The sequence below is a fragment of the Cupriavidus sp. FW305-26 genome (assembly GCF_058787975.1).
In genome coordinates, this window is sequence record NZ_JBYTAH010000026.1 from 1 (window position 1) to 23,377 (window position 23,377).

A 23,377-nucleotide genomic window follows, 5' to 3' on the forward strand; every position below is an offset into this window, starting at 1 on the left:
GGCGGAGTGGACGGGACTCGAACCCGCGACCCCCGGCGTGACAGGCCGGTATTCTAACCGACTGAACTACCACTCCTGTGTCGGTGCTTGCTGCCGGCAATGCACATGTCCTTGCGATGGAGAGTGGTGGGTGCTGAGGACGCCTTGCAAGGGAATCAAATTTCCTTACAAATCATAAGCCTACAACGCCTGCCAACCTTCCCTTGCCGACCGTGCCCTGCTGCAAGAGGCCGAACTATAGCTTGTGTTCATCATCTGCGCAATACCCGGATGACTCAATCTTGTACCCTCGGCTGCCAATTCCGCCTGCACGCTCAGGCGCACATGCGCGCCTGGAGCGCCATCAGTTCGTGCTTGACGACCTTGCCCGTGGCATTGGTCGGCAGGGCCGCCATGAAGGCCACGGAACGCGGCACCTTATAGTTTGCCAGGCGGGCTTTGCACCATTCCAGCAATGCCTCCCCGCTCATGCTCTCGCCGTCGCGCAACACCACGAAGGCGCGGCCAACCTCGCCCAGGCGCGCATCGGGTACGCCGACCACCGCGACCTGCGCCACCGCTGGATGCGTGCCAATCAGGTGCTCGATTTCCGCGGGATAGCAGTTGAAGCCGCCGACGATGAACATTTCCTTGAGCCGGCCGGTGATACACAGGTTTCCGGCGGCGTCGAGGCTGCCGATGTCGCCTGTATGCAGCCACCCCGCGTCGTCGATGGCCTCGCGTGTGGCGGCCTCGTCGTCGAAGTACCCACGCATGACGTTGTAGCCGCGGATCCACACTTCGCCTGGCTCACCGGCGGCGACGTCGTTTCCTTCAGCGTCTACGCAGCGAATCTCCACGCCGGCGAGCGCACGCCCGCTCGTGTTGGCGATAGTCTGCAGCGCGTCGCTGAGCCGGCAGACCGTCGCCAGGCCGCAGCACTCGGTCAGTCCGTAAGCAGTGAGCACCACGTCAAAACCGAGCACCTTGCGCATGCGCCGGATCAGCTCTGGCGCGATCGACGCCGCCCCCGTGACCGCCACGCGCAGCGATGACAAGTCGTATGCATCCAGCCGCGGATGGGCAAGCAAGCTCAGGTAGAGCGTGGGCGAGCCCGGCAGGAAGCTGACGCGGTACCGCTCGATGCGAGCGAGCACGGTTTCGGCGTCGAACTGCGCCAGCGGCAGGATGGTGGCGCCGCGAAGCAGGGCCGCGAGCCAGCCGGCCTTGTAGCCGAAGGCATGGAAGAAGGGATTGATGATCAGGTAACGGTCGCCGGCGCGCAAGCCGACGATGTCCGACCAGTCGGAGAAGGCACGCAGATTCTGCCCGTGCGTGGTGATCACGCCCTTGGGCCGCCCCGTGGTGCCGGAGGTGTAAAGCAGGTCGGACGGACTGTCCGGTGTCAGCGCGCCGATGCGCGCGTCAAGCATGGCCTCGGGTGTGTCTTCGGCGCGGGCGAGGAAAGCCTCCCAAGACAAAGCGCCTTCGCGTTCGCCGCGCAGAATGACGCGGTGGCGCAAGGCCGGCAGCGCAAGCCCACGCAGCATCTCGGGATAGTCGACGCCAAGGAATTCGCCGATGCAGATCAGCGCCCGCGCACCGCTACGCCCGAGAATGTCTGCGGCCTCCCCGCCCTTGAGCCGGGTGTTAAGCGGTACCAGCACGCCGCCGGCCATCTGGATGCCGAGCGCAGCGACGATCCACTCGTGCAGGTTAGGCGCCCAGACGGCAACTCGCTCGCCGGGCGCTACGCCCAGCGCCATCAACGCACGCCCTGCGACTCGCGCCGTCTCGTGCAGCGCGCCATAGCGCAAGGACAAGCCGTCTTCCTGGATGGCCACCGCATCCGCGCGCAGCCGCGCCGCGTGTGCCACGGCATTGGGTATGGTCGAAATCGGTGCGAGGCAGTCGCTCACGGTTGCAAGCCTCCCTGGGGAACGATCTGGCCACTCGCGGCAAGCTCCGCGGCGGCCGGGTAGTCGGTGTAGCCACGCGCTCCCGGCGTATACAGCAGCGTGCGGTCGAACGCGGCCAGCGGCGCACCGTGCCGCAGGCGCGCAGGCAGGTCGGGATTGGCGATGAAATGGCGGGCGAACGAGACCGCCTCGCCGACGCCGCCCGCCACTGCACGCACGGCGCTCGCGCCGTCGAAACCGTCATTGACGATGACCGCACCGCCGAAATGCCGACGGGCCAGCGCAAATGCATCGAGCGCAGGATCCGGCGAGCGGCTCACGTGCAGGTAGGCCAGCCCGATCGGCGCCACGGCATCGAGCAGCGCGCTGTACGTGGCGGTGGGATCGTCATCGTGCATGTCGTTATACGGGTTGCCGGGACAGATACGCAGGCCCACGCGCCCGGTCCCGATCGCTTCAGCGATGGCCTCGAGCGTCTCCACGACGAAGCGCAGCCGCGCCATCAGCGAGCCGCCATAGCCGTCGGTGCGCTGATTGGTGCAAGGAAGCAGGAATTGCATCGGCAGGTAGCCGCTGCTGCAATGCAGCTCGACGCCGTCAAATCCGGCGGCCAGCGCATTGACGGCGGCCTGGCGGTACTCCTCGATCACGGCCGTGACTTCATGTGCGGCCAGCGCGCGGGGCACCTCCATCCCGACCAGGCCGTGGCCGTCGGCATAGATGGTGCCGCGCGCGCGGATCGCCGACGGGGCCACCGTCCGGGCGTCTGGCGCCTTGTTATGGCGCGTCGCCACGCGCCCGACGTGCATCAGCTGCAGCACCATCGCCGCGCCCTGGCTGCGCACGGAACCTGACACGTCGCGCCAGGCGTCGATCTGCGCGGTGGTCTCGATGCCCGGCGTGCGGCAGTACCCTTTGCCATGCCGGCTAGGGTAAGTGCCCTCCGCGATAATCAGCCCGGCGCCCGCGCGCTGCGCGTAGTACGCCTGGTGCAGGCCGGTGGGCAGGTCGCCCGCGCCGGCGCGGCTGCGCGTCATCGGCGCCATCACGATGCGATTGGCGAGTGCAATGTCGCCGAGCTGCAGTGGCTCAAACAGGCTTGCGCTCATCTTGATGATCCCTTGATCGGTTTCGGCATGGCGTCAGCGCGTGCGGACCTTGGGAAGTGCCGAACCGCGACGCATCGTCTCGAGAAAGCGATCCAGCGGTACCGGCTCGGCGACGCCGGGCAGCGCCTCATTCGGCTTGGCGTTCCAGAACGCTTTCCACGAGGGCCACAGTGCATGCCAGGAACCCTCGTAGGGCTCACGGCCCGGCCAGCGCATCTTCTTGTCGCCGATAGGCGGCTTGTTCAGGTCGCTCGCATACAGATAACATGGAAGGCGGCGCCGGAAATACCAGCGGCCGTCAATGCGCTCGTAGTCGTCCCAGTAGAGCATTTGCATGATGACCCATTCGGGGCCGGTCTCATGCTCGTTCTTCGAATACACCACGCCGCTCGCATGGTCCGCATCCTGGAACTCGATGATGTGTCCGCCGATATGGTGCGAGGTCACCGTGAACTGGTTGCGCAGGGTCTCGTCTATCCAGCGCCGCAAGTGCTCGCGGCCCACCTGGTCCTTGCCCACCGCCACGTCCTCGGGAAACAGGCTGGTCCAGGCATCGAGGTCGCGCATGTCGAGCGCCAGCGCATACTTGGCCGGCAGCATGCGGATTTCGTTGACCGACTCGAGTCGATCGAGTCGGGCCTGCATCGATTCCATGTCTGCTGTCATTTGCCTCTCCTTGCTCATTCAGTAGGGTGCGCTCAGCTTGCCTGCGGCGCGGCGCGCCGCTCGGCTGACGTCTCCGACACGTAGTCGGTTGCGCCCACGTCGAGCCGGCAGGTCTTGCCGCCATCGACTACCAGGCTCTGCCCGGTGATATACGAAGCCTCGTCCGACGCCAGGAACAGGATGGCGCCAGCCACCTCGTGCGGTTCGCCCACGCGCCCCAGCGGCACCGCGCGTGCGGTACCGCGGGCGACCTCCTCGCTGGCAAGCGCTTCGCGCGTGCCCTCGCTCCAGACCACACCGGGAATCACCACGTTGACGCGCACGTTGCGGGCTGCGCCCTCGAGCGCCACGGCGCGGCTGAAGTTGAGCACGCCCGCCTTGGCCGCGCCATAGGCCGACAGCCCCGGACTGCCAAGCAGGCCCGCCACCGAACCCAGGTTGACGATGGCGCCGCCGCCGGCCGCCTTCATCACGCGCAGCGCCGCGCGCGTGCCGAAGAAGGCGACGTCCAGGCTACCGGTCAGGCATTGCCGCCAGGCTTGCGTGCTGACCTCGTCGAGCACGCCCCAGGTATAGTTGACCGCGTTATTGACCATGACATGCAGACCGCCGAACTGTGCGACGGTCTGGGCCACCGCCCGCTCCACATCCGCCTCGTTGGTGACATCGGCCTGAATCCACGCGGCCTCGCCGCCGCGCGACCGGATCTCCTCGGCCACGGCGCGCAGCGGCGCCTCGCGCCGCCCGCACAGCATCACCCTCGCCCCTTCGGCCGCGAAGCGCGCAGCCGTGGCAGCGCCGATCCCCGTGCCAGCGCCACTGATCAGCGCCACCTTGTCTTGCAAACGTCCCGTTACTCGCATGCTGCTCTCCCTCTTGTCCTTCCATCGAGGCAGGACAACGACCCGAACGCGTCGCCGTCGCGCCTGCGCCGTTAAATCATTGCCATGCCGCCGCTGACTGACAGCGTCTGGCCCGTCATCTGCATGCCGTCTCCGCTCACCAGGAACAGTGCCGCCGCCGCGATCTCTTCCGGCTCGGCCATGCGCCCCAGCGGGATCGCGCGCTCCAGGCTGCGTGCCCATTCCTCGCTGATGGACTGCATCATCGGCGTGCGCGTGGGCCCCGGGCAGATCGCGTTGACGCGGATGCCACGCGGGCCCAGGTCGCGCGCCAGGCAGCGGGTGAGGCCGAGCACGGCCGCCTTTGACGCGCAATAGCTGAGAGGCCCTTCGCCGCTCAGCGCCGAGACGCTGGCGATATTGACAATGGCGCCGCCCACCCCCGCGCGCGTCATCAGCCGCACCGCCTCGCGCGAGCAGTAAAACGTGCCGTTGAGATTTACATCCACCACGCGCTGCCAGCCGGCATCGTTGAGGTCGACGATCATGTCGGTATAGACCGTGGGCGTCTCGCCGGCTGCCAGCTGCCGCCCGCGCTCGGCCGCGCGCACCTGGTAGTGCTCGAAGCCGTCTCCCGGCACCTGGCCGATGCCTGCGTTGTTGACCAGGATGTCGAGCCGCCCCCAGCGCATCGCGACCTCCTCGTGCAGCCGCCCCACCGCCGCACTGTCCGCGACGTCGCAGCCACGCGCCATGCCGTGCGCCTCGCCGCCGATCGTGTCGAGCGTCGCTTGCGCGGCGCCGTCGTCGCGGTCCACCACGACCACCGCCGCACCCTCGGCCGCAAAGCGCTCGGCCATGGCCCGCCCCATGCCGGACCCGGCGCCGGTGACCAGTGCCACTTTTCCTTCCAGTCGCATGACGCTCTCCTTCATCAGATCAGGTGCAGCTTGCTCGCCGCCTCCGGCGGCACGGCATCGAGCGTGCGCCAGGCGCCGTCGCGCCGCTCGAAGACCTTCTTGCGGTCAAGGTCAGCGGGCAGGTCGGCTACATCGGTGTAGAACTGGCGGTACCACTCGCGTAGCTGATAGACCGGACCATCGGCGTCGCTGAGCACGGGCCGGTCGACGCGGATCTTGTTGTGCCAGATCTCCACGTCCTGGAAGAAGGAGGCTTGCGCCTGCTCTACATACGCCTGCGCCATCTCCTGGTTCTGTTCCTCCGACTGCCCCGGCACCTTCTTGACCATGACGCCGTAGCGCAGCTCAAAGCTCTGCGAGTCGATCGGCACGTGGCAATTGAGCAGGATGGTGTCAAGGGGCTTGCCGTCCACCTCCGCCGTCATGCGCGTTACGTGGTAGGCGGGCCCGAAGTACGCGCTGTCCGCAACCAGACCCCGGCCAAGTAACTCGCTCTCCTCGCCGCGGAACATCTGGTAGCCGATGTGGCGGTCGAACGTATTGCAGAAATAGACGGCTGGTGAGCCGTGCACCGGCCCGAAATGGGCGACGTCCGCCAGGTTATCGACAAGCTCCCGGCAATGGGTGCCGATCACCATCTTGCGGATCGTCCACCCGGTCCACTCACCGGTGAAGCACGCGCTGATGCGCGGTACCGCCACCGCGGGCGGCGGCGGCGCGCTCTCGGGATCGTGCCAGATGAACAGCAGGTGGTTCTGCTCGCAGACAGACCACGCACGTGTGCGCGCCTTGGGCGGAATGCGGCTGGCGCACGGCACATGCTCGCACGCGCCGTCGCCATTCCAGTGCCAGCCATGAAAGCGGCACACGATGGCGTTGCCCTTCACTTCGCCGAGAGCCAGGTCCGCGCCCATGTGCGGGCACCACGCATCGAGGATGCGGATGCCCCCGTCCTCGCCGGTGAACGCGACCAGGCGCGTACCGAAGATGTCGAGCCGATGTGGCTTGCCGTCCTTGTAGTCCGAAGCTTGCCCAAGGCAATGCCAACCGCGGGCGTAGCGGGTGGGCTGCGGGGCTGTCTGCAGGAACTGCTGCGCTTCCATGTCTCCTCCGTGGTGACTGTTTGCTCATGGCCTTATTCTTCTGGCCGGGCCACTTCACGGGCATGGTCCTGACGGACTAGATTCAACCGTTTCTGGAGCGACATGGAGCGTCCGTGCGCGAATCTAGTCTGTTGGGACTATTTCCCTCCGCACGACAGGCGTCCCCCGCACGGCGCCCGGGGAAAACACCCACTACCAGCGCATGGAGAAGCAGATACTATCTCCAGCCGATCGCCGGTCGCCGACGGCCGGACTGGCGCAATGCCCCGGCCGCATTGCGCCGCAGATTTGAGAGAGCACCGATGACAAGCCTTCAATGGATCGACGCACAGCTACCTGGCCGGCCCGCACTCGGCATTGACGAGATCAGCGATCTGATCGGGCTGGTGTACGACGGCCCGCTGCTTGATATCCCATGGCAGTCGCTGCTGGATGCGCTGCGACACCTGCTGGCCGCCAACTACGTGACCCTGGTGCTACGCCCGCCGTCCAATACGTCGCCGGGGCTGATGATCACTTCCAGCGCGGTGGATACCACCGTCGGAACGGGCGCCTACGCGCAGCACTTCTATGCCATCGACCCTTTCGTCAACCTGCCCAACGCACAAGTCCTGACCGTGCATGAATTGATTGGCGAGGCCAGGTGGTTAGAGAGCGAGATCTATCGATTCTTCAACAAGCCCTACGACGTGCTTGAAATCATGGGCGTAGACATCCGCGCCGAGCATGGTGTGGAGTGCCGCTTGCGAATCTGCCGCCCACATGGCAGCGACCGCTTCTCCGAGGCCGACAAGGCGCTGTGCCGGCGCATCGTGCCGCACCTGGAGCGCGCGGTACGTATCCACGCCAACCTCAACACGACCGAGTCGGAGCGGCGCTTCTACGCCGGCACGGTAGACAGGTTGCTGATCGGCTCGGTGATCCTGGACGACACCGGCCAGGTCCTTACCACAAATGGCATGGCCGACGCCTTGCTGGCGGAAAAGGATGGTCTGGTGGTTTGCAACGGCCAGTTGATGGCCGACTCGGCGCAGGAAAACCGCAAGCTGCAGGCCCTGGTCCGCCAGGCCATCGCCTTGCGAGACTCGGAGCAGCCCGGCATCCCGCTCGGGCTGTCGGTGCCGCGCAAGGGCGACCGCGCCCGGCTGGGACTGCTGGTGCGTTCCATCGCCTCGCAGAAGTGGTCCGAGCGTCCGCGCCAGCCCGCGGTGGCGGTCTTTATCCGCGACCCCGATCAAAAGGCACTGGGGTCGGCCGAACTACTGCGCAATATGTTCGATTTCACCCGGACGGAGGCGTCGCTCGTACTGTTGCTGACCCAGGGCCTGTCACTGGACGAAGCGGCGCAGGAACTCGACATCCGCCGCAATACCGCGCGCGCGCATTTGCGTGCCGTGTTCTCCAAGACTGGGGTGACCCGCCAGGCGGCGCTGGTACAAACCGTCCTGCACAGCATCATTCCGCTCGATTGAGGTGAATACGACGTGCCGACGCCACTCAGCGAGCTGACGGCACGATGAGCAGACGCGTCGCCCCGGCCGCAGGGTGCCATGGCGGAAAATCGTCTCGGGCGCGGTTGTTTTGGTCCATTTGGACTATGTCGCATCCTGCGTGACAGGAAACAATGCGCATATCAGCCGCGTCTACCGCGGCTGCGCCAACAACATGACATCCGGGAGAGACATCCAGTGACGATCCAACACCCTGCCACCGGCGATTTTCGCGTGGCCCTCAACACGCCGGCCAGTGCGGTCGTGGTTACCGGTGGCGCGTCCGGCATTGGCGAGGCTTGCGCGGCGGCCTTGGCCGCGGCAAACCGGCCGGTCGCCATCTGGGATATCCAGGAGGACAAGGCGCGTGCCGTCGCCGCGGCGCTCGCCGAACGTTATGACGTGCCCACCTTCGGGCTCGGCATCGACCTGCGCGCCCCCGCCGGCCTGGAAGACGCGCTGGTCCGCACCCGCGCCGCCCTGCCGGTGCTGGGCGGCATGGTGCATGCTGCCGGCGTGGTGGACCAGAGCGGGATCGACGGCCTTACACAGGCGCGCTGGGACGCGGTGCTTGATGTCAACCTGCGCGCCATGGCCCTGCTGGTGCAAGCCATGCTGCCTGACCTGCGCGCGCAACCTGGCGCGGCAGTCGTCGGCATCGCGTCGATCAATGCCACGCTGGGCAACGCCCTGATTCCGGCTTACTCCGCCTCCAAGGGCGGCCTGCTCTCGCTGGTGCGCTCGCTCGCGGACAGCCTGGGCCGCGACGGCATCCGCATCAACGCCGTCTCTCCCGGACAGATCCACACACCGATGCTTCAACCTGCCATCGATGCCCTGCCCGAAGGCACCTTCGAACGACGCATCCAGCTGGGCCGCCTCGGCACCCCCGCGGAGATCGGGCGAGTGGTCCGTTTCCTTCTGTCGGACGAGGCCAGCTACGTCACCGGCACCGAGCTCATCGTCGACGGCGGCAACATTCCTTCGCAGCGCTGAATCGGAGCGCCCTGTCCTGTGGCTGCTGGGCCGTTCTCATACTGGGTCGCCATCCTCCGGCCGGACGTCCAGCCCTGGTTCTTCCGTCAGCCTTTCGACGCTCGAGGCTCACCGCGGGACGCCCTATGCAGTCCTGGCCCGTTCTGCAAGCAGCTTCAGCAGCCGTGCTTCGTCGGCACGCAGGCGGCTGACGATGGCGACGCGCGCGCAGTCCTGCAATCCGTCGTCGATGAAGGCCTCGATCACCGCCGGATGGACATAGCACTTGCGGCACACCGCCACGGTGTTGCGCAGGCGCTGGGCCACTGACTTGATGACCCCGGCCACGCACTTCCTGCGCGCTGCTTCGCCGTCCGCGCCGGCCGCGCGCAGCAGCGCGAGCGCATGCACGCTGCCCGCCCAGGTGCGGAAGTCCTTGGCAGTGAAGTCGCCGCCGGTCGCCTGTTGCAGGTAGGCGTTGACGTCGGCGGATCCGACCTCGCGGATCTCGCCGTCGCTGTCGCGATACTTGAACAGGCACTGGCCTGGCAGGTCGGCACAATTGCGCACGATGCGGGCCAGGCGCGGATCGTTGACCGATACGTCGTGGGTGATGCCGCTCTTGCCAGTGAACTGGAAACGCAGCCGGCTGCCGCGCACGGTGACATGGCGGCGGCGCAGCGTGGTGAGGCCGTAGGTGCGGTTCTGCCGCGCATATTGCGGACTACCCACGCGCACAAGCGTGGCGTCGAGCAGTTGCACCACCGCCGCGACCACTTTTTCGCGCGGCATGCCGTTGCGGCGCAGGTCGCGCGCGACGCGCGCCCGCAAGCGGGGCAGTACGCTGCCGAAGGCCGGCAACCGCGCGTATTTGTCCGAATCGCGCTGCGCGCTCCACTCAGGGTGGTAGACATACTGCTTGCGGCCGCGCGCATCGCGCCCGGTCGCCTGCAGGTGGCCCGCAGGGTTCGCACAGATCCACACTTCCTCGTAGGCAGGAGGAATCGCCAGCGCAGCAATGCGTGCCAGCGTGGCGGCATCGTCCACGCGCTTGCCGTTGGCGTCGATGTAGGCAAAGCCGCCGCCCTGACGGCGGCGCCCGATGCCCGGCATACTGTCATCGACATAACGCAACCCGGCCTCGCGCAATACCGTACGCAACGCTTTGTCGGCACCATTAGTCGGGAGGGCACTATCCAAGGCTGGGTCTCTTTCCGGGGCTGCCAGCGCGCCGTCCGGGTCTTCAGGCGCTTCATGCGCGCGGGCCACAGTGGCCTTGCCCGCGCTGCGCCTGTTCGTGGTAATGGCAAATGCGAGCCAGCGCCCAGTCGGCAGCGGCTTCGCGTACGGCGTTACGCGTCCCCGGAAAGCGCCGCGTTTCCGTGAACGCGGCAATACCCCCGGTGCTCCGCAGCACATCACGCGCCGCATGGCCGTGGCGGCGGAACACCCAGGCAAAGCACTGCGTACCCGCCGGGATATCACCATCGCCGCCATCATCGGCGACGCCGGTGTTGGCGATCGCGAGGTCGGCGCCGGTCATCTCCATGGCGCCCAGCGCCATCGCCAGCGAGACCGCCTCGCTGGTCAGTCCGTGTTGCCTGATGGTCTCAGGCGGCACGTGCAGCAACTGTTCCTTGGCCGAGGGCGAATACGCCACGATGGCGCAGTGCAAGACATCTCCGCAACCCGGCACCTCGGCGATGCGCGAGGCGATCAGGCCCGCGGTACAGGACTCCGCCGTGACCACATGCAAATGGTGGCGCAGCAAATAGCGCGCAATGCTGCCGTTGTCGCTGCCGTTTTCCCCAAGCGTCATCGCTGCGCCTCCGACGCCTGCACAGACACTCCGTTGCTGCGCGAGACAGCATGCGTGGCCGGTGCTGCGGGTACGCGGCCGTCGCCGCCGCGGCCCTTCACGAACGTCACCTTGCCGTCGCGCTCCAGCACCACCCGGGTAAGGTCGTCGAAGCTGTCGGTCTGAAGTGTCGCACGCAGGTTGGCCTTGAGGTCTTCCTCGGTCAGCATTGCGTGGCTCACGCGCTCCCGGTCCAGTTCCCCCTCGCGCAGCAGGTCCAGCGCGTGGCCGCCAGTGGCGTGGTCGAATGCCGGAGAACGGCTCGACAGCCAGCCCACCACCCGGTGCAGAAGCACCAATGCCAGCCCGGCGGAAAACGCCACCGCGAACGAAGTGGCCCCGACCACGGCGCGCGACAACACCGCGCCCAGCAGCAACATGATGCACAGGTCGAACGATGTCTTTTGCGCGAAGGCCCGCCTGCCGGCCAACCGCAGCATCGCCCAGGTGCCGACGAAGATGATGGCGGCACGCACGGCGCCTTGCCACCACGCCAGGTCGTCACCTTCGCCCACGAGCTTGCGCATCGCATCGACGATCACTTCCACGCTGTCCATGTCGGCGTCCGCAGTCGATTTTCTGACTGGTTCCGCAAGTTCCGCGCCAGGCTCACGACACTGGGCCGTGCTGCCGTGCACGTCCCATATGCGCTCATTCGCGCGGGAATGCGGGGAAATCGTACGTGCAGTGCCGGGCCAGGCCTGAAAAAACTGCGCAGAGCGCTCGCAACATCGGGAGCGAATAGCGCTTATCTGTGGGACGCCGGAAAACACCGGCCGGGAGCGCCATGCCGAGCAACGGCGGAACAGCAATTTAGCGCGCGGCTCGGCCGGAGGGAGATGGAAATACCAACAAAAAAGGACTTAGATCGCTCTAAGTCCTTGATTTTGTTAGTCAAGCGTGGTGGGTGCTGAGGGGTTCGAACCCCCGACCTACGCCTTGTAAGGGCGCCGCTCTACCAACTGAGCTAAGCACCCGCTCGACCATCACAGGCTGGCTGCCTGCAACTTGCTGATCGCTCCACACCTCGCGGCAGTTGCCGTGGTTTGCGTTGCGAGGGCGCAAGTGTAATACAGGTGATTTCAGTTTGCCAAGACCTGTGCGCGCAAAAAAACGCCGCCGGGCATCGCTGCCCCGCGGCGTTTCGTTCATGCGGCCAAAGCTGTGTCAGTGATGCAGACGCTCAACCTTGGCCGTGGCCTTGTCCGCCACTTCGGCGGGCTTGGCATCTTCTTCAGGCAACGCCTCGGGCTTGCGCTCGAGCGCCAGTTCCAGCACCTTGTCGATCCAGCGGACCGGCACGATCTCGATGGCGTTCTTCACGTTGTCGGGGATCTCGGCCAGATCCTTGACGTTTTCCTCCGGGATCAGCACCAGCTTGATGCCGCCCCGGTGGGCCGCCAGCAGCTTCTCCTTGAGGCCCCCGATCGGCAGCACCTCGCCGCGCAGCGTGATCTCGCCGGTCATGGCGACATCCGCGCGCACCGGGATGCCGGTCAGCACCGACACCAGCGCCGTGGTCATGGCACCGCCTGCGGACGGGCCGTCCTTGGGCGTGGCGCCTTCAGGCACGTGGATGTGGATGTCGCGCTTCTCGAACATCTCATCCGTGATACCCAGGCGGCGTGCCCGCGAACGCACCACCGAACGTGCGGCCTCGACCGACTCCTTCATCACATCGCCCAGCGAACCGGTACGCGTGATGTTGCCCTTGCCCGGCATGATCGCGGCTTCGATGGTCAGCAGATCGCCGCCCACCTCGGTCCACGCCAGACCGGTGACCTGGCCAACCTGGTTTTCCTTGCCGGCCAGGCCGAAATCGTACTTGCGCACGCCGAGGAATTTGTCCAGGTTCTCGGAATCGACCTTGATCGTGCCCGACTCCTTCTTCAGCAGCAGCAGCTTGACCACCTTGCGCGCGATCTTGGAGACCTCGCGTTCCAGCGAACGCACCCCCGCTTCACGCGTGTAGTAGCGGATGATGTCGCGGATCGCGCTTTCGGCAACCTCGATCTCGCCTGCCTTCAGACCGTTGTTCTTGATCTGCTTGGGCAACAGGTAGCGCTGCGCGATATTGACCTTCTCGTCCTCGGTGTAACCCGACAGGCGGATCACTTCCATACGGTCGAGCAGCGGCGGCGGGATGTTGAGCGAGTTCGACGTCGCCACGAACATCACGTCGGACAGGTCGAAGTCCACTTCGATGTAGTGGTCCTGGAACGTGTGGTTCTGTTCCGGGTCCAGCACCTCGAGCAGCGCCGACGACGGATCGCCGCGGAAATCCATGCCCATCTTGTCGATCTCGTCGAGCAGGAAGAGCGGATTGCGCACGCCGACCTTGGACAGGCTCTGCAGGATCTTGCCCGGCATCGAGCCGATATAGGTCCTGCGGTGGCCGCGGATTTCGGCCTCGTCACGCACGCCGCCCAGTGCCATGCGCACGAACTTGCGGTTCGTCGCGCGCGCCACCGACTGGCCGAGGGAGGTCTTGCCCACGCCGGGAGGCCCGACCAGGCAGAGGATAGGTGCCTTCACCTTGTCCACGCGCTGTTGCACCGCGAGGTACTCGAGAATGCGTTCCTTGACCTTCTCCAGGCCGTAGTGGTCTTCATCCAGCACGCGCTCGGCGTTGGCGAGGTCGTTGTTGACCTTGCTCTTCTTGCGCCACGGCAGGTTCACCAGCGTGTCGATGTAGTTGCGCACGACGGTGGCTTCGGCCGACATCGGCGACATCAGCTTGAGCTTCTTGAATTCGGCGTCGGCCTTCTTCTTGGCTTCCTTCGGCATCCGCGCAGCCTTGATGCGCTTGTCGAGTTCTTCCAGGTCGGCGCCTTCTTCGCCCTCGCCGAGTTCCTTCTGGATGGCCTTGACCTGCTCGTTCAGGTAGTACTCGCGCTGGCTCTTCTCCATCTGGCGCTTGACGCGGCCACGGATGCGCTTTTCAACCTGGAGGATGTCGATCTCGCCCTCGAGCTGCGACAGCAGGCTTTCCAGGCGTTCGGTCACATTGACCATCTCCAGGATCTTCTGCTTCTGCTCGAGCTTGATCGGCAGGTGCGCGGCGATGGTGTCCGCCAGGCGGCCTGCCTCGTCGATGCCCGACAGCGAGGTCAGGATCTCGGGCGGGATCTTCTTGTTGAGCTTCACGTACTGGTCGAACTGCGACACGATCGCGCGGCGCAGGGCCTCGGTCTCGGCGCTTTCGCCAGGTGCGGGCGGCACGGGCACGGCTTCGCACATAAAGTGCGCATCGTCCTCGCTCACCTCGCGGATATTCGCGCGCTGGGTACCCTCGACCAGCACCTTCACGGTACCGTCGGGCAGTTTCAGCATTTGCAGGATATTGGCGATGCAGCCGACCTCATACAGGTCGTCGGCGGTCGGCTCGTCCTTGGCCGCCGTCTTCTGGGCCACGAGCATGATGCTCTTGCCCGCCTCCATCGCAGTCTCAAGCGCCTTGATGGACTTCGGGCGTCCCACGAACAGCGGGATCACCATGTGCGGAAACACCACCACGTCGCGCAGCGGCAACAGTGGGAGGCGAATCGGCTCGGCCGGGAGGAGTTGTGTTCCGGACATCATTTTCCCCAAGTCAGTCATTTAAGGCGTAAATTGGGCCGCCCGAATCGATTACAAGATACGTGCCAATCGATTCATCAAGGCAGGCAGATGCCGCTCCCTGCACTTGCTGGCCCCTCTGAAACAGCATACCCGCGTTTCCTCCCTCTCGTCGGTAGAAATAAACAAAAAAAGCCGCTCGCTTCTACGCGAACGGCCTTTTCGCCCGGCTGCCGGTGTGGTCCCGACCACTTACCACGTCTGGCAGCCCTCGCGTCAGTTGGACCCCGCCACCTTGGGCTGCTGCTCTTCGTACATCAGCAGCGGAGGTGCATCGCCGTTGATCGTATTTTCATCGATCACCACCTTCTGCACGCCCTTGTAGTTGGGCAGGTCGTACATGACGTCCATCAGCGACTGCTCCAGGATCGAACGCAGGCCACGGGCGCCGGTCTTGCGGCGGATCGCCTTGCGGGCGATGGCGCTCAGCGCACCCGGGCGGATTTCCAGCTCGACGCCTTCCATAGCCAGCAGCTTCTGGTATTGCTTGACCAGCGCGTTCTTGGGCTCGACCAGGATCTGCATCAGCGCGGCCTCGTCCAGCTTGGACAGCGTGGCGACCACCGGCAGGCGGCCGATCAGTTCGGGGATCAGGCCGAACTTGATCAGGTCTTCCGGCTCGGTCTGCGGCAGCACTTCGCTGGCGTCGCGCTCTTCCTTGCTCTTGACCTGCGCGGCAAAGCCGATGCCGGTCTTGTCCGAGCGCTGCATGATGACCTTCTCCAGGCCATCGAAGGCGCCGCCGCAGATGAACAGGATATTGGTCGTGTCCACCTGCAGGAAGTCCTGGTTCGGATGCTTGCGGCCACCTTGCGGCGGCACCGATGCCATGGTGCCTTCGATCAGCTTGAGCAGTGCCTGCTGCACGCCCTCGCCCGACACGTCGCGGGTGATCGACGGGTTGTCGGACTTGCGCGAGATCTTGTCGATCTCATCGATGTAGACGATGCCGCGCTGCGCCTTCTCGACTTCGTAGTTGCAGTTCTGCAGCAGCTTCTGGATGATGTTCTCGACGTCCTCGCCCACGTAGCCGGCTTCGGTCAGCGTAGTCGCGTCGGCGATCACGAACGGCACGTTGAGCAGGCGCGCCAGCGTCTGCGCGAGCAGCGTCTTGCCCGAGCCGGTCGGCCCGATCAGCAGGATGTTGCTCTTGGACAGCTCGACATCGTCCTTCTTGCCGAGGTGCTTGAGGCGCTTGTAGTGGTTGTAGACCGCCACGGCCAGGATCTTCTTGGCCTGTTCCTGGCCGATCACATACTGGTCCAGGCTTTCGCGGATCTCGTGGGGCGTGGGGAGGTCCGAGCGCGCGGCCGCGGCGGCGTCTTTCTCGGATGCCGTGGCCTCGTCGCGAATGATCTCATTGCACAGGTCGATGCATTCGTCGCAAATGAACACCGACGGGCCGGCAATCAGCTTCTTGACCTCATGCTGGCTCTTGCCGCAGAAGGAGCAGTACAGAAGCTTTTCGCTGGATGAACCTTTTTTGTCCGCCATAGGAATCAGTCACTTATGCAGGGCGCACACCGCGGGGCGACAGGCTCCCCAGCGATACGCTTCAAACGCATCATACGCCAAAACAATTGGCACCACCGGCGGTTCCCCCCGGCTGTGGGGCAAAAGCAAAAAACGAGGCACGGGGCCTCGTTCCGGTGTAGCCTTCGCCATTTGAGCCCGTGCCAGCCTGGCCAGCCGCCGCTGCGGATTGCGCCACGGCGGCCCGCTGCATCAGCCGCGGCGGGCGAGGACCTTGTCGATCAGGCCGTAGTCAACTGCCTGGTCGCCGCTCATGAAGTTGTCGCGATCGGTATCGCGCGCAATCTTCTCGACCGGCTGGCCCGTCACCTCGGACAGGATGGTGTTGAGCCGCTCGCGCAGGTACAGGATCTCGCGCGCCTGGATCTCGATGTCAGAGGCCTGGCCACGCGCGCCGCCCAGCGGCTGGTGGATCATGATGCGCGAGTTGGGCAGCGCCGAACGCTTGCCCTTGGCGCCAGCCGCCAGCAGGAACGCGCCCATGCTTGCCGCCATGCCCATGCACAGCGTGGACACGTCCGGCTTGATGAACTGCATGGTGTCGTAGATCGCCAGCCCCGCCGATACGGAACCGCCCGGCGAGTTGATGTACAGCGACACGTCCTTGTCGGGGTTCTCGCTCTCGAGGAACAGCAGCTGGGCCACCACCAGGTTGGCGGTCTGGTCGTTGACCTCGCCCACCATGAACACCACGCGCTCCTTCAGCAGGCGCGAGTAGATGTCATAGGCGCGCTCGCCCCGGCCGGACTGCTCGACGACCATCGGCACCAGCCCCAGGCCCTGGGTTTCCAGTGCCGAAGCCTGCGTGGTGGCGAGACGGTCAAGCAAATCATTGCGGGTCATGCATGTTCTCCATGGATTCGTCGGATCGCAAGGCAATCCGGGGTAACTCGGGAAGCTGCCCCCGCCCCACGCCGTGGCGCGGGGCTGCGGGTCACTTCCGGCCTCAGGCTTGCTGCTGGTTGCCTTCGGCGGTGAGTTCCTCGAAGGACACCTTCTTGTCGGTGACCTTGGCCTTGCCGCATACGAAATTTACCACGTTGTTTTCGAGCACGTAGGCTTCCATTTCGGCCAGGCGCTGCTGGTCGCCGTAGTACCAGCGCATGACTTCCTTCGGGTCTTCGTAGCTCTTGGCGAAGTCCTCGATCTCGGCCTTGATCTGGTCAGCCTTGGCTTCCAGGCCGTTGGCCTTGACGATCTCGGCCAGGATCAGGCCCAGCTTGACGCGGCGCTCGGCCTGCTGCGCGAACATCTCGGCCGGGATCGGCATGTCCTTGGCGTTGGGCATGCCACGCTGCTCCAGGTCGCGGCGGGCCATTTCCACCAGGCGTTCCTGGTCCTGCTCGATCAGGGCCTTGGGCACGTCCAGCTCGCTGGCCTTCAGCAGCGCTTCCATGACCTGGTCCTTCAGCATGGAGTGCGTGCGGCGCTTCACTTCGCGCTCGAGGTTCTCGCGGATGTCGGCGCGCATCTTCTCGACGCTGCCGTCGGCGATGCCCAGCGACTTGGCGAAGGCATCATTGACTTCCGGCAGGTGCGCCCACTCGATCTTCTTCAGCGTCACGGTGAACTCGGCGGTCTTGCCGGCCACTTCCTTGCCGTGGTAGTCCTCCGGGAAGGCCAGCGGGAAGGTCTTGCTTTCGCCGACCTTCAGGCCCAGCGCGGCCTGCTCGAACTCGGGCAGCATGCGGCCTTCGCCCAGCACGAACGGGAAGTCCTCGGCCTTGCCGCCGGCGAACTCTTCACCGTCGATCTTGCCGACGAAGTCCAGCGTCACGCGGTCGCCGTTCTGGGCGGCGACGTCGGCACCGCCGTCGCCATGCTCGCCGGCTTCGCCGCGGGCGTGGTAGTGCACGCGCTGCTTGCGCAGGATGTCGATGGTCTTGTCGACTTCGGCATCGGTGATTTCAGTGCCGGTGCGGGTGACTTCGGCAGCCGACAGGTCGCCGATGGTCACTTCCGGGTACACCTCGAAGGTGGCGTCGAAGGCGACTTCGTCCTCGCCCACGCCGTCGTTCTTGATCTCGAACTTGGGCTGGCCGGCAACCTTGACGTCCTGTTCCTTGGTGATGTCGAAGAACTTGCGCGCGGCCTTGTCGAAGCGCACTTCGAACTCGACCTGCTGGCCGTACTGCTTCTCGACCATCTTCATCGGCACCTTGCCCGGACGGAAGCCCGACATCTTCACGGTCTTCGACAGGCGAACCAGGCGCTCCTGCTTTTCCTTCTCCACTTCGGCCTTGGGGATGGCCAGGGTCACCTTGCGGTCCAGCTTGCCGAGGTTCTCAATCACGTTCGACATGGTCGTAGATCCAATCCAGAAAATGTAGTTGTGTTCGTAGGTGCTACCGCTTGCGCATGTACCGCCCGCTTTACCGCCACGGCGCCGTCACGACAGGACGGCCGGGGCGGCGCACCGGCGAACGGGAAGCTCCGCGCAAACGGAAAACGGGGATTATCGCACGGTTTTCATTCGCTTCCGGCAGATTTTGCCCGGAACGGGCCTGGAACCGCCCGCCGGACCCGCGGCGCTATCCCGTGTGCCCGTGACGCAGCGCGCGCAGCAGCAGGCGTGCCGGATCCATCGCATCGGCCAGGTCCGACTCCAGCGGCAGCGGCTCGCCCTCGATCTGGCTGGCCAGCAGTTCCGCGCCCAGCGCTGCCCAGGTGAGGCCGCGCGAGCCATATGCAAGGGCGGCGTAGAGTCCGGGCATGCGCGGCAGGTCCCGCAAGTGCGCGCCGCGCAGCGATGCGGCCTGCGCCAGCGCGGCGGCCTCGTCAGGCACCTGGCCGACCAGCGGCAGCCGGTTGTGCGTGACCGTGCGCACGCCGACATAGCCGGAGAGCGTCGCGGGATCGATGGCGGCCACGGCATCGGCCTGGCGCGGCAGCATGCCGGCCAGGCGCGCCAGGTTGGCCGCGTGGACCGCCGGCTGCTCCACCAGCGGGCCCTCGTCGGCGTCGTAGCTGGAGCCGACCCGGCCAGCGCCGTCCGCGGTGCGCGGCAGCAGGTAGCCGGCACCAGTCACCACGCAATCCGGCCAGCCGCCGAGCGCATCCACCTGCGCGGATGCCAGCGTGGTCAGCTGCCCGCGCACGCGCCGCATGGTCCAGTGCTGCTGCGGCAGCAGTTGCTGCGCCTCATGCGCGTTGGCCAGTACCAGCACCGGCGCCGATGCCAGCACTTCGCCGTCCTGCCCGAGCGCCTGCCATTGCCCGTCGACGCGCGCGATTGCAGCAACCCGGCAGCCGAAACGTGCCGTCACCGCAGCGCCCGCTTGCGCCAGCTGCGCCGAGCAGATGTCAGGCGGCGCCACCCAGCCGCCTTGCGGGAACCACAGGCCGCCACGCGGCACGCCGGCATGGTGGGCCGCTGCCGCCTCTTCAGCGCTCATCCAGCGCACGAACCCTTCCGGCAAGCGCATCGCCGCCAGCGCGGCGCGCTGGGCCTCGCCCTCGGCTTCGTCCTCGCCGATCTGCAGCACGCCGCAGCCATGCCAGCCGACCGCATGGCCGGCCTCGGCCAACTCCGCCCAGGCACGCAGCGCGTACTGGTTGCCGGTGCGCGACAGCCGCGACAGCAGGCTGTCGTCGGCGGACAAATGTGCGTGCATGGCCGCCGCGCGATGCGCCGAGGTCTGCCGCGCCGGCCCGTCGTGGCCATCGAACAGCGTCACGCGCCAGCCGCGCGCGGCCAGCCGTTCGGTCACGGCGCAGCCGGCCAGGCCGGCGCCGATCACGATGGCATGGCGCTCGGCCCATTGGGCCGGCAGTGGCGGCGCATGGCGGCGCGCTTTCCATTGCGGGCGGAAGCTCGCGACGGTCATTTGCCACTTGCCGCCAAAGCCGGGCGCCCTGCTGACTTCGAAACCGACCTCCTTGAGCCCGCGCCGCACAAAGCCCGCGGCCGCCCACGTGGCCAGCCTGGCGCCTGGCCGGGCCAGCCGCGCCAGTCCGCGGAACACTTGCGGCGACCACATCTCCGTATTGCGCGCCGGCGCGAAACCGTCCAGGTAAAAGGCATCCGCCCCGGCCGCCAGCCGCGGCAGCATCTGCTCGATATCGCCCAGTGCCAGCGTCAGCACCACGCGCCCGCCGTCGAAGGCCAGGCGGTGCAGGCCCGGCAGCGCCAGCGGCCATTGCGCCTGCAGCGCCTGCGCCAGCGGCTGCAGCCCGTCCAGCCCGGCGTGCAACTGCGCCAGCCCTTCGCGGGTGAACGGGTGCTTTTCGATCGAGACGAAATGCAGCGTGCCGCAGCGCTGGGGATCAGCGCGCCACGCCTGCCAGGTAGCCAGGAAATTCAGCCCCAGGCCGAAGCCGGTCTCGACGATGACGAACTGGCGCTGACCGGCCCACGCCTGCGGCAGGCCGTTGCCACCCAGGAAGACATGGGCGGCCTGCGCCAGCCCGCCTTCGGTGCTGTGGTAGACGTCGTCGTAGCGGGGCGAATACGGGATGCCTTCGGCAGAAAGGATCGGCTCGGCGGGCTCTAGTGCGCGCGGCATGGGACAGGAAATTCGGCGAAAAGCAAAATGCCCGGGCGGATTCGCCGGGGCGTGGGAGCGGGCTTGGTAATTCGCGCCGGATGGTAGCATAGCGGCCTTCCCGCAGACCGCATCGCCCTGCCCCTTGATTTGCGCCGTCCAGGCGCCCCGCTCCACATGCTCAGCTACCGTCACGCCTTCCACGCCGGCAACCATGCCGATGTCCTCAAACACGCCGTCGTGGTGCAACTGCTTGAGCACCTGGCGCAGAAGGACAAGGCGTTCTGGTATATCGACACCCATGCCGGTGCCGGCCTTTACGCGCTGGATCACGCCTACGCGCAGAAGAAGGCCGAATTCGAAACCGGGATCGCACCGCTGTGGCGTGCCGCCGCCAGCGGCACCCAGCTGCCGGCGATGCTGGACGAATACCTGGACCAGGTGCGCGCGCTCAACCCGGACGGCAACCTGCGCCACTACCCCGGCTCGCCCTGGCTGGCCTGGCAGATGCTGCGCGAGCACGACCGGCTGCGGCTGTTCGAACTGCACAGCACCGAGATCCAGGTGCTGCGCGACAACTTCCGCGGCGCCGGGCGCCGCGTCATGCTGTACGACGGCGACGGCTTCGGCGGCATCAAGGCCATCCTGCCTCCGCCGCCGCGCCGCGCGCTGGTGCTGGTCGACCCGTCCTACGAGGACAAGCAGGACTACGCCCGCACCGTGCAGACCATCCGCGACGGGCTGGAGCGTTTTGCCACCGGCGTCTATGCGGTCTGGTACCCGCAGGTGCAGCGGCGCGAATCGGCGCAGCTGCCGGTGCAGCTCAAGGGCCTGCCGCTCAAAAGCTGGCTGCACGTGACCCTGACCGTCAGGCATCCGGTCGAGGGCGGCCTGGGCCTGCATGGCAGCGGCATGTTCATCGTCAATCCGCCGTGGCGGCTGAAGGAATCGCTGCAGCAGGCCATGCCGGTGCTGACCGACCTGCTCGGCCAGGACGATGGCGCAAGGTTCACGCTCGAAGCCGAGGAGAACTGAGGCGGCGCACCAGCCAGTCCAGCGCCATGCCCGCGGCCAGGCCGACGCTGTCGGCCAGCAGGTCGAGCCAGTCGGCCTCGCGGTAGCCGGTCTGCCCCTGCAGCAGTTCGATCAGCGCGCCGTACGCCACCAGCCCCAGCAAGACGGCCCAGCCACGGCCGCTGTAGGCGCGCCGGCCCAGCACGCCCAGCACCGCGAACGCCAGCATATGGTTGGCCTTGTCCCAGCCGGTGGTCGGCAGGGGCTGCGTCGGCGGCATCAGCGACAGCGCCAGCACCGCGGCCGCGCAGCCCCAGAACAGCAGGCGCCAGCGCAGCGGGGTCAGGGTCGGGACGGCAATCATCGGCATGTGTGCGTCATCTGGAAAGCCGACAATATATCCCTGCCGCCTGCCGCAGGCACCGGAGCCCCCGGCGGGGCTGGATTCCCCCCGCGCCTTGCGCTACAATCCGCAGCCTCGTTGCACTACAGGCGCAAGCCATGCCGACACCACGGTTCGGCGGCCAGAGCCGGCAGAGCGGACAGAAGAAAGGCGGGCAGTTCCAGCCGCCTTTTTTGCTTTCCTGTCCGGCGCAAGCCAGCGAGCATCGCGGCCGCCCGCCCGGGCAGCGCCGCAAGGACCGCGAGGGTGGCGAAATTGGTAGACGCACCAGGTTTAGGTCCTGACGCCAGCAATGGTGTAGGGGTTCGAGTCCCCTCCCTCGCACCACCCGCCCTTCTAGTGGCGGGCTGACAACTTCCGTTTCCCAATCCCCTTCGGCACGCTTTTTCCGGCAGGCACCCCCGCGCCGCGGCACTTTCCAGCCTGCGCCAGTGACGGTATCATTTCGCCATCGTATCGATAATCGATACATATGTATATTGGTGCAATACTCACTCATCGTGGTGCAGCCATCCCGTGGATGGTGCCGCCCGGTCCCTTCGCCCGCGACGCAACTATGCCGTCAAAACCCGTCCCGCCACCCGCGCCCGACCGCGACAACCCGCTGTTCAACCAGTCGCTCGAAAAAGGCCTCGAAGTCCTGCGCGCCTTCAACGGCGTCCACCGTACGCTGACCCTGTCGGAACTGGCCGCGCTGACCGGCATGAACAAGAGCTCGGCGCAGCGCACCATCCATACCCTGGAAGCGCTGGGCTATGTCGACAAGCACCCGCAGACGCGGCGCTTCCGGTTGACGCCGCGGGTGATGGAGATCGGCTACAACTATCTGGCGGCCGATGCGCTGATCCCGGTGGCCAGCCCCTACCTGTCGCAGCTGGCCGCGGCCAGCGGCGAGACCGCCAACCTGACCGAGCCGGTCGGGCTGGACATGGTCTACGTGGCCCAGCTGATGGCCGCCAAGCACATGCCGGTGCTGACGCCGGTGGGCATGCGCATCCCGATGTATTGCACCAGCTCCGGCCGGGCCTACCTCAGCACGCTGCCCGACGAGCAGGTCCTGGCGATGCTGGAGCAGTCGGCACGCGTGGCGCGCACGCCCGCGACGCTGACCGGCGTGGATGCGATCTTCGAGCGCGTGGCGGCGTGCCGCCGGCTGGGCTACGCCAGCAATGAAGAGGAACTGTTCATCGGCGACATGGGCCTGGCCGCGCCCATCGTCAACAGCCAGGGCGTTGCGGTCGGCGCGGTGCACGTGTCGCCGCCGGCCAGCCGCTGGAGCATGGCCGAGGCGCAGAAAAAGCTGGCGCCACTGGTGATGGAATGCGCGCGGGCGATCTCGCGTTCGATCGCACACTGAGGCCCGGCACGGCGAAGGCCGGCCAACTCGCGCAGGGGTGGTAGAACACCTGAGTGCCAGTGCCTTTCGCGGACCCTTGCCGCGATCTATGCTGAAGGTGTCGGAGC

19 protein-coding genes and 3 tRNA genes are annotated in these 23,377 nt (G+C 66.4%); 5 read left to right on the forward strand and 17 right to left on the reverse strand.

Annotated features, from left to right (window positions below; all coding sequences use genetic code 11):
• Positions 1–2: 2 nt before the first annotated feature.
• The 7 genes from AC3WQZ_RS15925 to AC3WQZ_RS15955 form a co-directional block, all read right to left on the reverse strand.
• Positions 3–76 (reverse strand) — tRNA-Asp (locus AC3WQZ_RS15925).
• A 238-nt stretch (positions 77–314) separates the two neighbouring features.
• The gene (locus tag AC3WQZ_RS15930; RefSeq protein ID WP_439668787.1) at positions 315–1,898 is read right to left on the reverse strand and encodes a FadD3 family acyl-CoA ligase; all 1,584 of its coding nucleotides are present in this window, start codon (positions 1,896–1,898) and stop codon (positions 315–317) included.
• The gene (locus tag AC3WQZ_RS15935) at positions 1,895–3,007 is read right to left on the reverse strand and encodes an alkene reductase (protein WP_439668785.1); all 1,113 of its coding nucleotides are present in this window, start codon (positions 3,005–3,007) and stop codon (positions 1,895–1,897) included. Before AC3WQZ_RS15935 ends, AC3WQZ_RS15930 begins: the two co-directional genes overlap by 4 nt.
• Before the next feature lie 33 nt (positions 3,008–3,040).
• Entirely contained in the window at positions 3,041–3,673 is a 633-nt protein-coding gene (locus tag AC3WQZ_RS15940) for a nuclear transport factor 2 family protein (RefSeq protein ID WP_439668783.1), read from the reverse strand.
• A gap of 32 nt (positions 3,674–3,705) precedes the next feature.
• Positions 3,706–4,536, reverse strand: coding sequence for an SDR family NAD(P)-dependent oxidoreductase (locus AC3WQZ_RS15945; RefSeq protein WP_439668781.1), 831 nt, complete (start codon positions 4,534–4,536; stop codon positions 3,706–3,708).
• A gap of 71 nt (positions 4,537–4,607) precedes the next feature.
• On the reverse strand, positions 4,608–5,435 hold the full coding sequence (locus tag AC3WQZ_RS15950) for an SDR family NAD(P)-dependent oxidoreductase (RefSeq protein ID WP_010810079.1): 828 nt from the start codon (positions 5,433–5,435) through the stop codon (positions 4,608–4,610).
• Between the two features lie 14 nt (positions 5,436–5,449).
• On the reverse strand, positions 5,450–6,538 hold the full coding sequence (locus AC3WQZ_RS15955) for a 3-ketosteroid-9-alpha-monooxygenase, oxygenase component (RefSeq protein ID WP_439668776.1): 1,089 nt from the start codon (positions 6,536–6,538) through the stop codon (positions 5,450–5,452).
• Between the two features lie 302 nt (positions 6,539–6,840).
• Between AC3WQZ_RS15955 and AC3WQZ_RS15960 the strand changes: the two genes are divergently transcribed.
• Together AC3WQZ_RS15960 and AC3WQZ_RS15965 are read left to right on the forward strand one after the other, a co-directional pair.
• Positions 6,841–8,010 (forward strand): helix-turn-helix transcriptional regulator, encoded by a 1,170-nt coding sequence (locus AC3WQZ_RS15960; RefSeq protein ID WP_492300861.1) that lies wholly within the window; start codon positions 6,841–6,843, stop codon positions 8,008–8,010.
• A 252-nt stretch (positions 8,011–8,262) separates the two neighbouring features.
• Positions 8,263–9,024: an SDR family NAD(P)-dependent oxidoreductase gene (locus AC3WQZ_RS15965; protein WP_492300863.1), complete on the forward strand. Its 762-nt coding sequence runs from the start codon at positions 8,263–8,265 to the stop codon at positions 9,022–9,024.
• A gap of 123 nt (positions 9,025–9,147) precedes the next feature.
• Here AC3WQZ_RS15965 and AC3WQZ_RS15970 read toward each other — a convergent pair whose 3' ends face one another.
• The 9 genes from AC3WQZ_RS15970 to mnmC form a co-directional block, all read right to left on the reverse strand.
• Entirely contained in the window at positions 9,148–10,203 is a 1,056-nt protein-coding gene (locus AC3WQZ_RS15970) for a DNA topoisomerase IB (RefSeq protein WP_052181574.1), read from the reverse strand.
• Positions 10,204–10,255: 52 nt separating this feature from the next.
• A complete protein-coding gene (locus AC3WQZ_RS15975) occupies positions 10,256–10,822 on the reverse strand; it encodes a CinA family protein (RefSeq protein WP_492300864.1) in 567 nt (188 codons plus the stop codon).
• Positions 10,819–11,418 carry a DUF421 domain-containing protein gene (locus AC3WQZ_RS15980; RefSeq protein ID WP_492300865.1) on the reverse strand — a complete coding sequence of 200 codons (600 nt, stop codon included), beginning with the start codon at positions 11,416–11,418 and terminating at the stop codon, positions 10,819–10,821. The genes AC3WQZ_RS15975 and AC3WQZ_RS15980 overlap by 4 nt, the downstream gene beginning before the upstream one ends.
• 344 nt (positions 11,419–11,762) lie before the next feature.
• Positions 11,763–11,838 (reverse strand) — tRNA-Val (locus AC3WQZ_RS15985).
• 190 nt (positions 11,839–12,028) lie between these two features.
• Positions 12,029–14,440 (reverse strand): endopeptidase La, encoded by a 2,412-nt coding sequence (gene lon / locus AC3WQZ_RS15990; protein WP_010810086.1) that lies wholly within the window; start codon positions 14,438–14,440, stop codon positions 12,029–12,031.
• 255 nt (positions 14,441–14,695) lie between these two features.
• On the reverse strand, positions 14,696–15,973 hold the full coding sequence (gene clpX / locus AC3WQZ_RS15995; RefSeq protein WP_010810087.1) for an ATP-dependent Clp protease ATP-binding subunit ClpX: 1,278 nt from the start codon (positions 15,971–15,973) through the stop codon (positions 14,696–14,698).
• Between the two features lie 231 nt (positions 15,974–16,204).
• On the reverse strand, positions 16,205–16,855 hold the full coding sequence (clpP, locus tag AC3WQZ_RS16000) for an ATP-dependent Clp endopeptidase proteolytic subunit ClpP (protein WP_011615108.1): 651 nt from the start codon (positions 16,853–16,855) through the stop codon (positions 16,205–16,207).
• Positions 16,856–16,958: 103 nt separating this feature from the next.
• Complete coding sequence (gene tig / locus AC3WQZ_RS16005) at positions 16,959–18,314, reverse strand: trigger factor (RefSeq protein WP_010810089.1); 1,356 nt, start codon at positions 18,312–18,314, stop codon at positions 16,959–16,961.
• A 229-nt stretch (positions 18,315–18,543) separates the two neighbouring features.
• Positions 18,544–20,517: a bifunctional tRNA (5-methylaminomethyl-2-thiouridine)(34)-methyltransferase MnmC2/FAD-dependent 5-carboxymethylaminomethyl-2-thiouridine(34) oxidoreductase MnmC1 gene (gene mnmC / locus AC3WQZ_RS16010; RefSeq protein ID WP_010810090.1), complete on the reverse strand. Its 1,974-nt coding sequence runs from the start codon at positions 20,515–20,517 to the stop codon at positions 18,544–18,546.
• 156 nt (positions 20,518–20,673) lie between these two features.
• On the opposite strand from mnmC, the gene AC3WQZ_RS16015 reads away from it, so the two are divergent.
• Positions 20,674–21,531 carry a 23S rRNA (adenine(2030)-N(6))-methyltransferase RlmJ gene (locus AC3WQZ_RS16015; protein WP_010810091.1) on the forward strand — a complete coding sequence of 286 codons (858 nt, stop codon included), beginning with the start codon at positions 20,674–20,676 and terminating at the stop codon, positions 21,529–21,531.
• Here AC3WQZ_RS16015 and AC3WQZ_RS16020 read toward each other — a convergent pair.
• Entirely contained in the window at positions 21,506–21,880 is a 375-nt protein-coding gene (locus AC3WQZ_RS16020) for a VanZ family protein (protein ID WP_010810092.1), read from the reverse strand. The genes AC3WQZ_RS16015 and AC3WQZ_RS16020 overlap by 26 nt on opposite strands.
• Positions 21,881–22,153: 273 nt before the next feature.
• On the opposite strand from AC3WQZ_RS16020, the gene AC3WQZ_RS16025 reads away from it, so the two are divergent.
• Both AC3WQZ_RS16025 and AC3WQZ_RS16030 read left to right on the forward strand, forming a co-directional pair.
• Positions 22,154–22,240 (forward strand) — tRNA-Leu (locus tag AC3WQZ_RS16025).
• A 229-nt stretch (positions 22,241–22,469) separates the two neighbouring features.
• Positions 22,470–23,270 carry an IclR family transcriptional regulator gene (locus AC3WQZ_RS16030; protein WP_439668764.1) on the forward strand — a complete coding sequence of 267 codons (801 nt, stop codon included), beginning with the start codon at positions 22,470–22,472 and terminating at the stop codon, positions 23,268–23,270.
• The last annotated feature ends 107 nt before the right edge of the window (positions 23,271–23,377 follow it).

What these genes read in the sequence shown, in the direction of transcription:
- clpP (WP_011615108.1), bottom strand. Translation starts at nt 16,855, where the DNA reads ATGACCCGCAATGATTTGCTTGACCGTCTCGCCACCACGCAGGCTTCG.
- mnmC (WP_010810090.1), bottom strand. Translation starts at nt 20,517, where the DNA reads ATGCCGCGCGCACTAGAGCCCGCCGAGCCGATCCTTTCTGCCGAAGGC.
- AC3WQZ_RS15975 (WP_492300864.1), bottom strand. Translation starts at nt 10,822, where the DNA reads ATGACGCTTGGGGAAAACGGCAGCGACAACGGCAGCATTGCGCGCTAT.
- AC3WQZ_RS15955 (WP_439668776.1), bottom strand. Translation starts at nt 6,538, where the DNA reads ATGGAAGCGCAGCAGTTCCTGCAGACAGCCCCGCAGCCCACCCGCTAC.
- AC3WQZ_RS15945 (WP_439668781.1), bottom strand. Translation starts at nt 4,536, where the DNA reads ATGCGAGTAACGGGACGTTTGCAAGACAAGGTGGCGCTGATCAGTGGC.
- AC3WQZ_RS15940 (WP_439668783.1), bottom strand. Translation starts at nt 3,673, where the DNA reads ATGACAGCAGACATGGAATCGATGCAGGCCCGACTCGATCGACTCGAG.
- AC3WQZ_RS16020 (WP_010810092.1), bottom strand. Translation starts at nt 21,880, where the DNA reads ATGCCGATGATTGCCGTCCCGACCCTGACCCCGCTGCGCTGGCGCCTG.
- clpX (WP_010810087.1), bottom strand. Translation starts at nt 15,973, where the DNA reads ATGGCGGACAAAAAAGGTTCATCCAGCGAAAAGCTTCTGTACTGCTCC.
- tig (WP_010810089.1), bottom strand. Translation starts at nt 18,314, where the DNA reads ATGTCGAACGTGATTGAGAACCTCGGCAAGCTGGACCGCAAGGTGACC.
- AC3WQZ_RS15950 (WP_010810079.1), bottom strand. Translation starts at nt 5,435, where the DNA reads ATGCGACTGGAAGGAAAAGTGGCACTGGTCACCGGCGCCGGGTCCGGC.
- AC3WQZ_RS15980 (WP_492300865.1), bottom strand. Translation starts at nt 11,418, where the DNA reads ATGGACAGCGTGGAAGTGATCGTCGATGCGATGCGCAAGCTCGTGGGC.
- AC3WQZ_RS15935 (WP_439668785.1), bottom strand. Translation starts at nt 3,007, where the DNA reads ATGAGCGCAAGCCTGTTTGAGCCACTGCAGCTCGGCGACATTGCACTC.
- AC3WQZ_RS16015 (WP_010810091.1), top strand. Translation starts at nt 20,674, where the DNA reads ATGCTCAGCTACCGTCACGCCTTCCACGCCGGCAACCATGCCGATGTC.
- AC3WQZ_RS15960 (WP_492300861.1), top strand. Translation starts at nt 6,841, where the DNA reads ATGACAAGCCTTCAATGGATCGACGCACAGCTACCTGGCCGGCCCGCA.
- lon (WP_010810086.1), bottom strand. Translation starts at nt 14,440, where the DNA reads ATGTCCGGAACACAACTCCTCCCGGCCGAGCCGATTCGCCTCCCACTG.
- AC3WQZ_RS16030 (WP_439668764.1), top strand. Translation starts at nt 22,470, where the DNA reads ATGCCGTCAAAACCCGTCCCGCCACCCGCGCCCGACCGCGACAACCCG.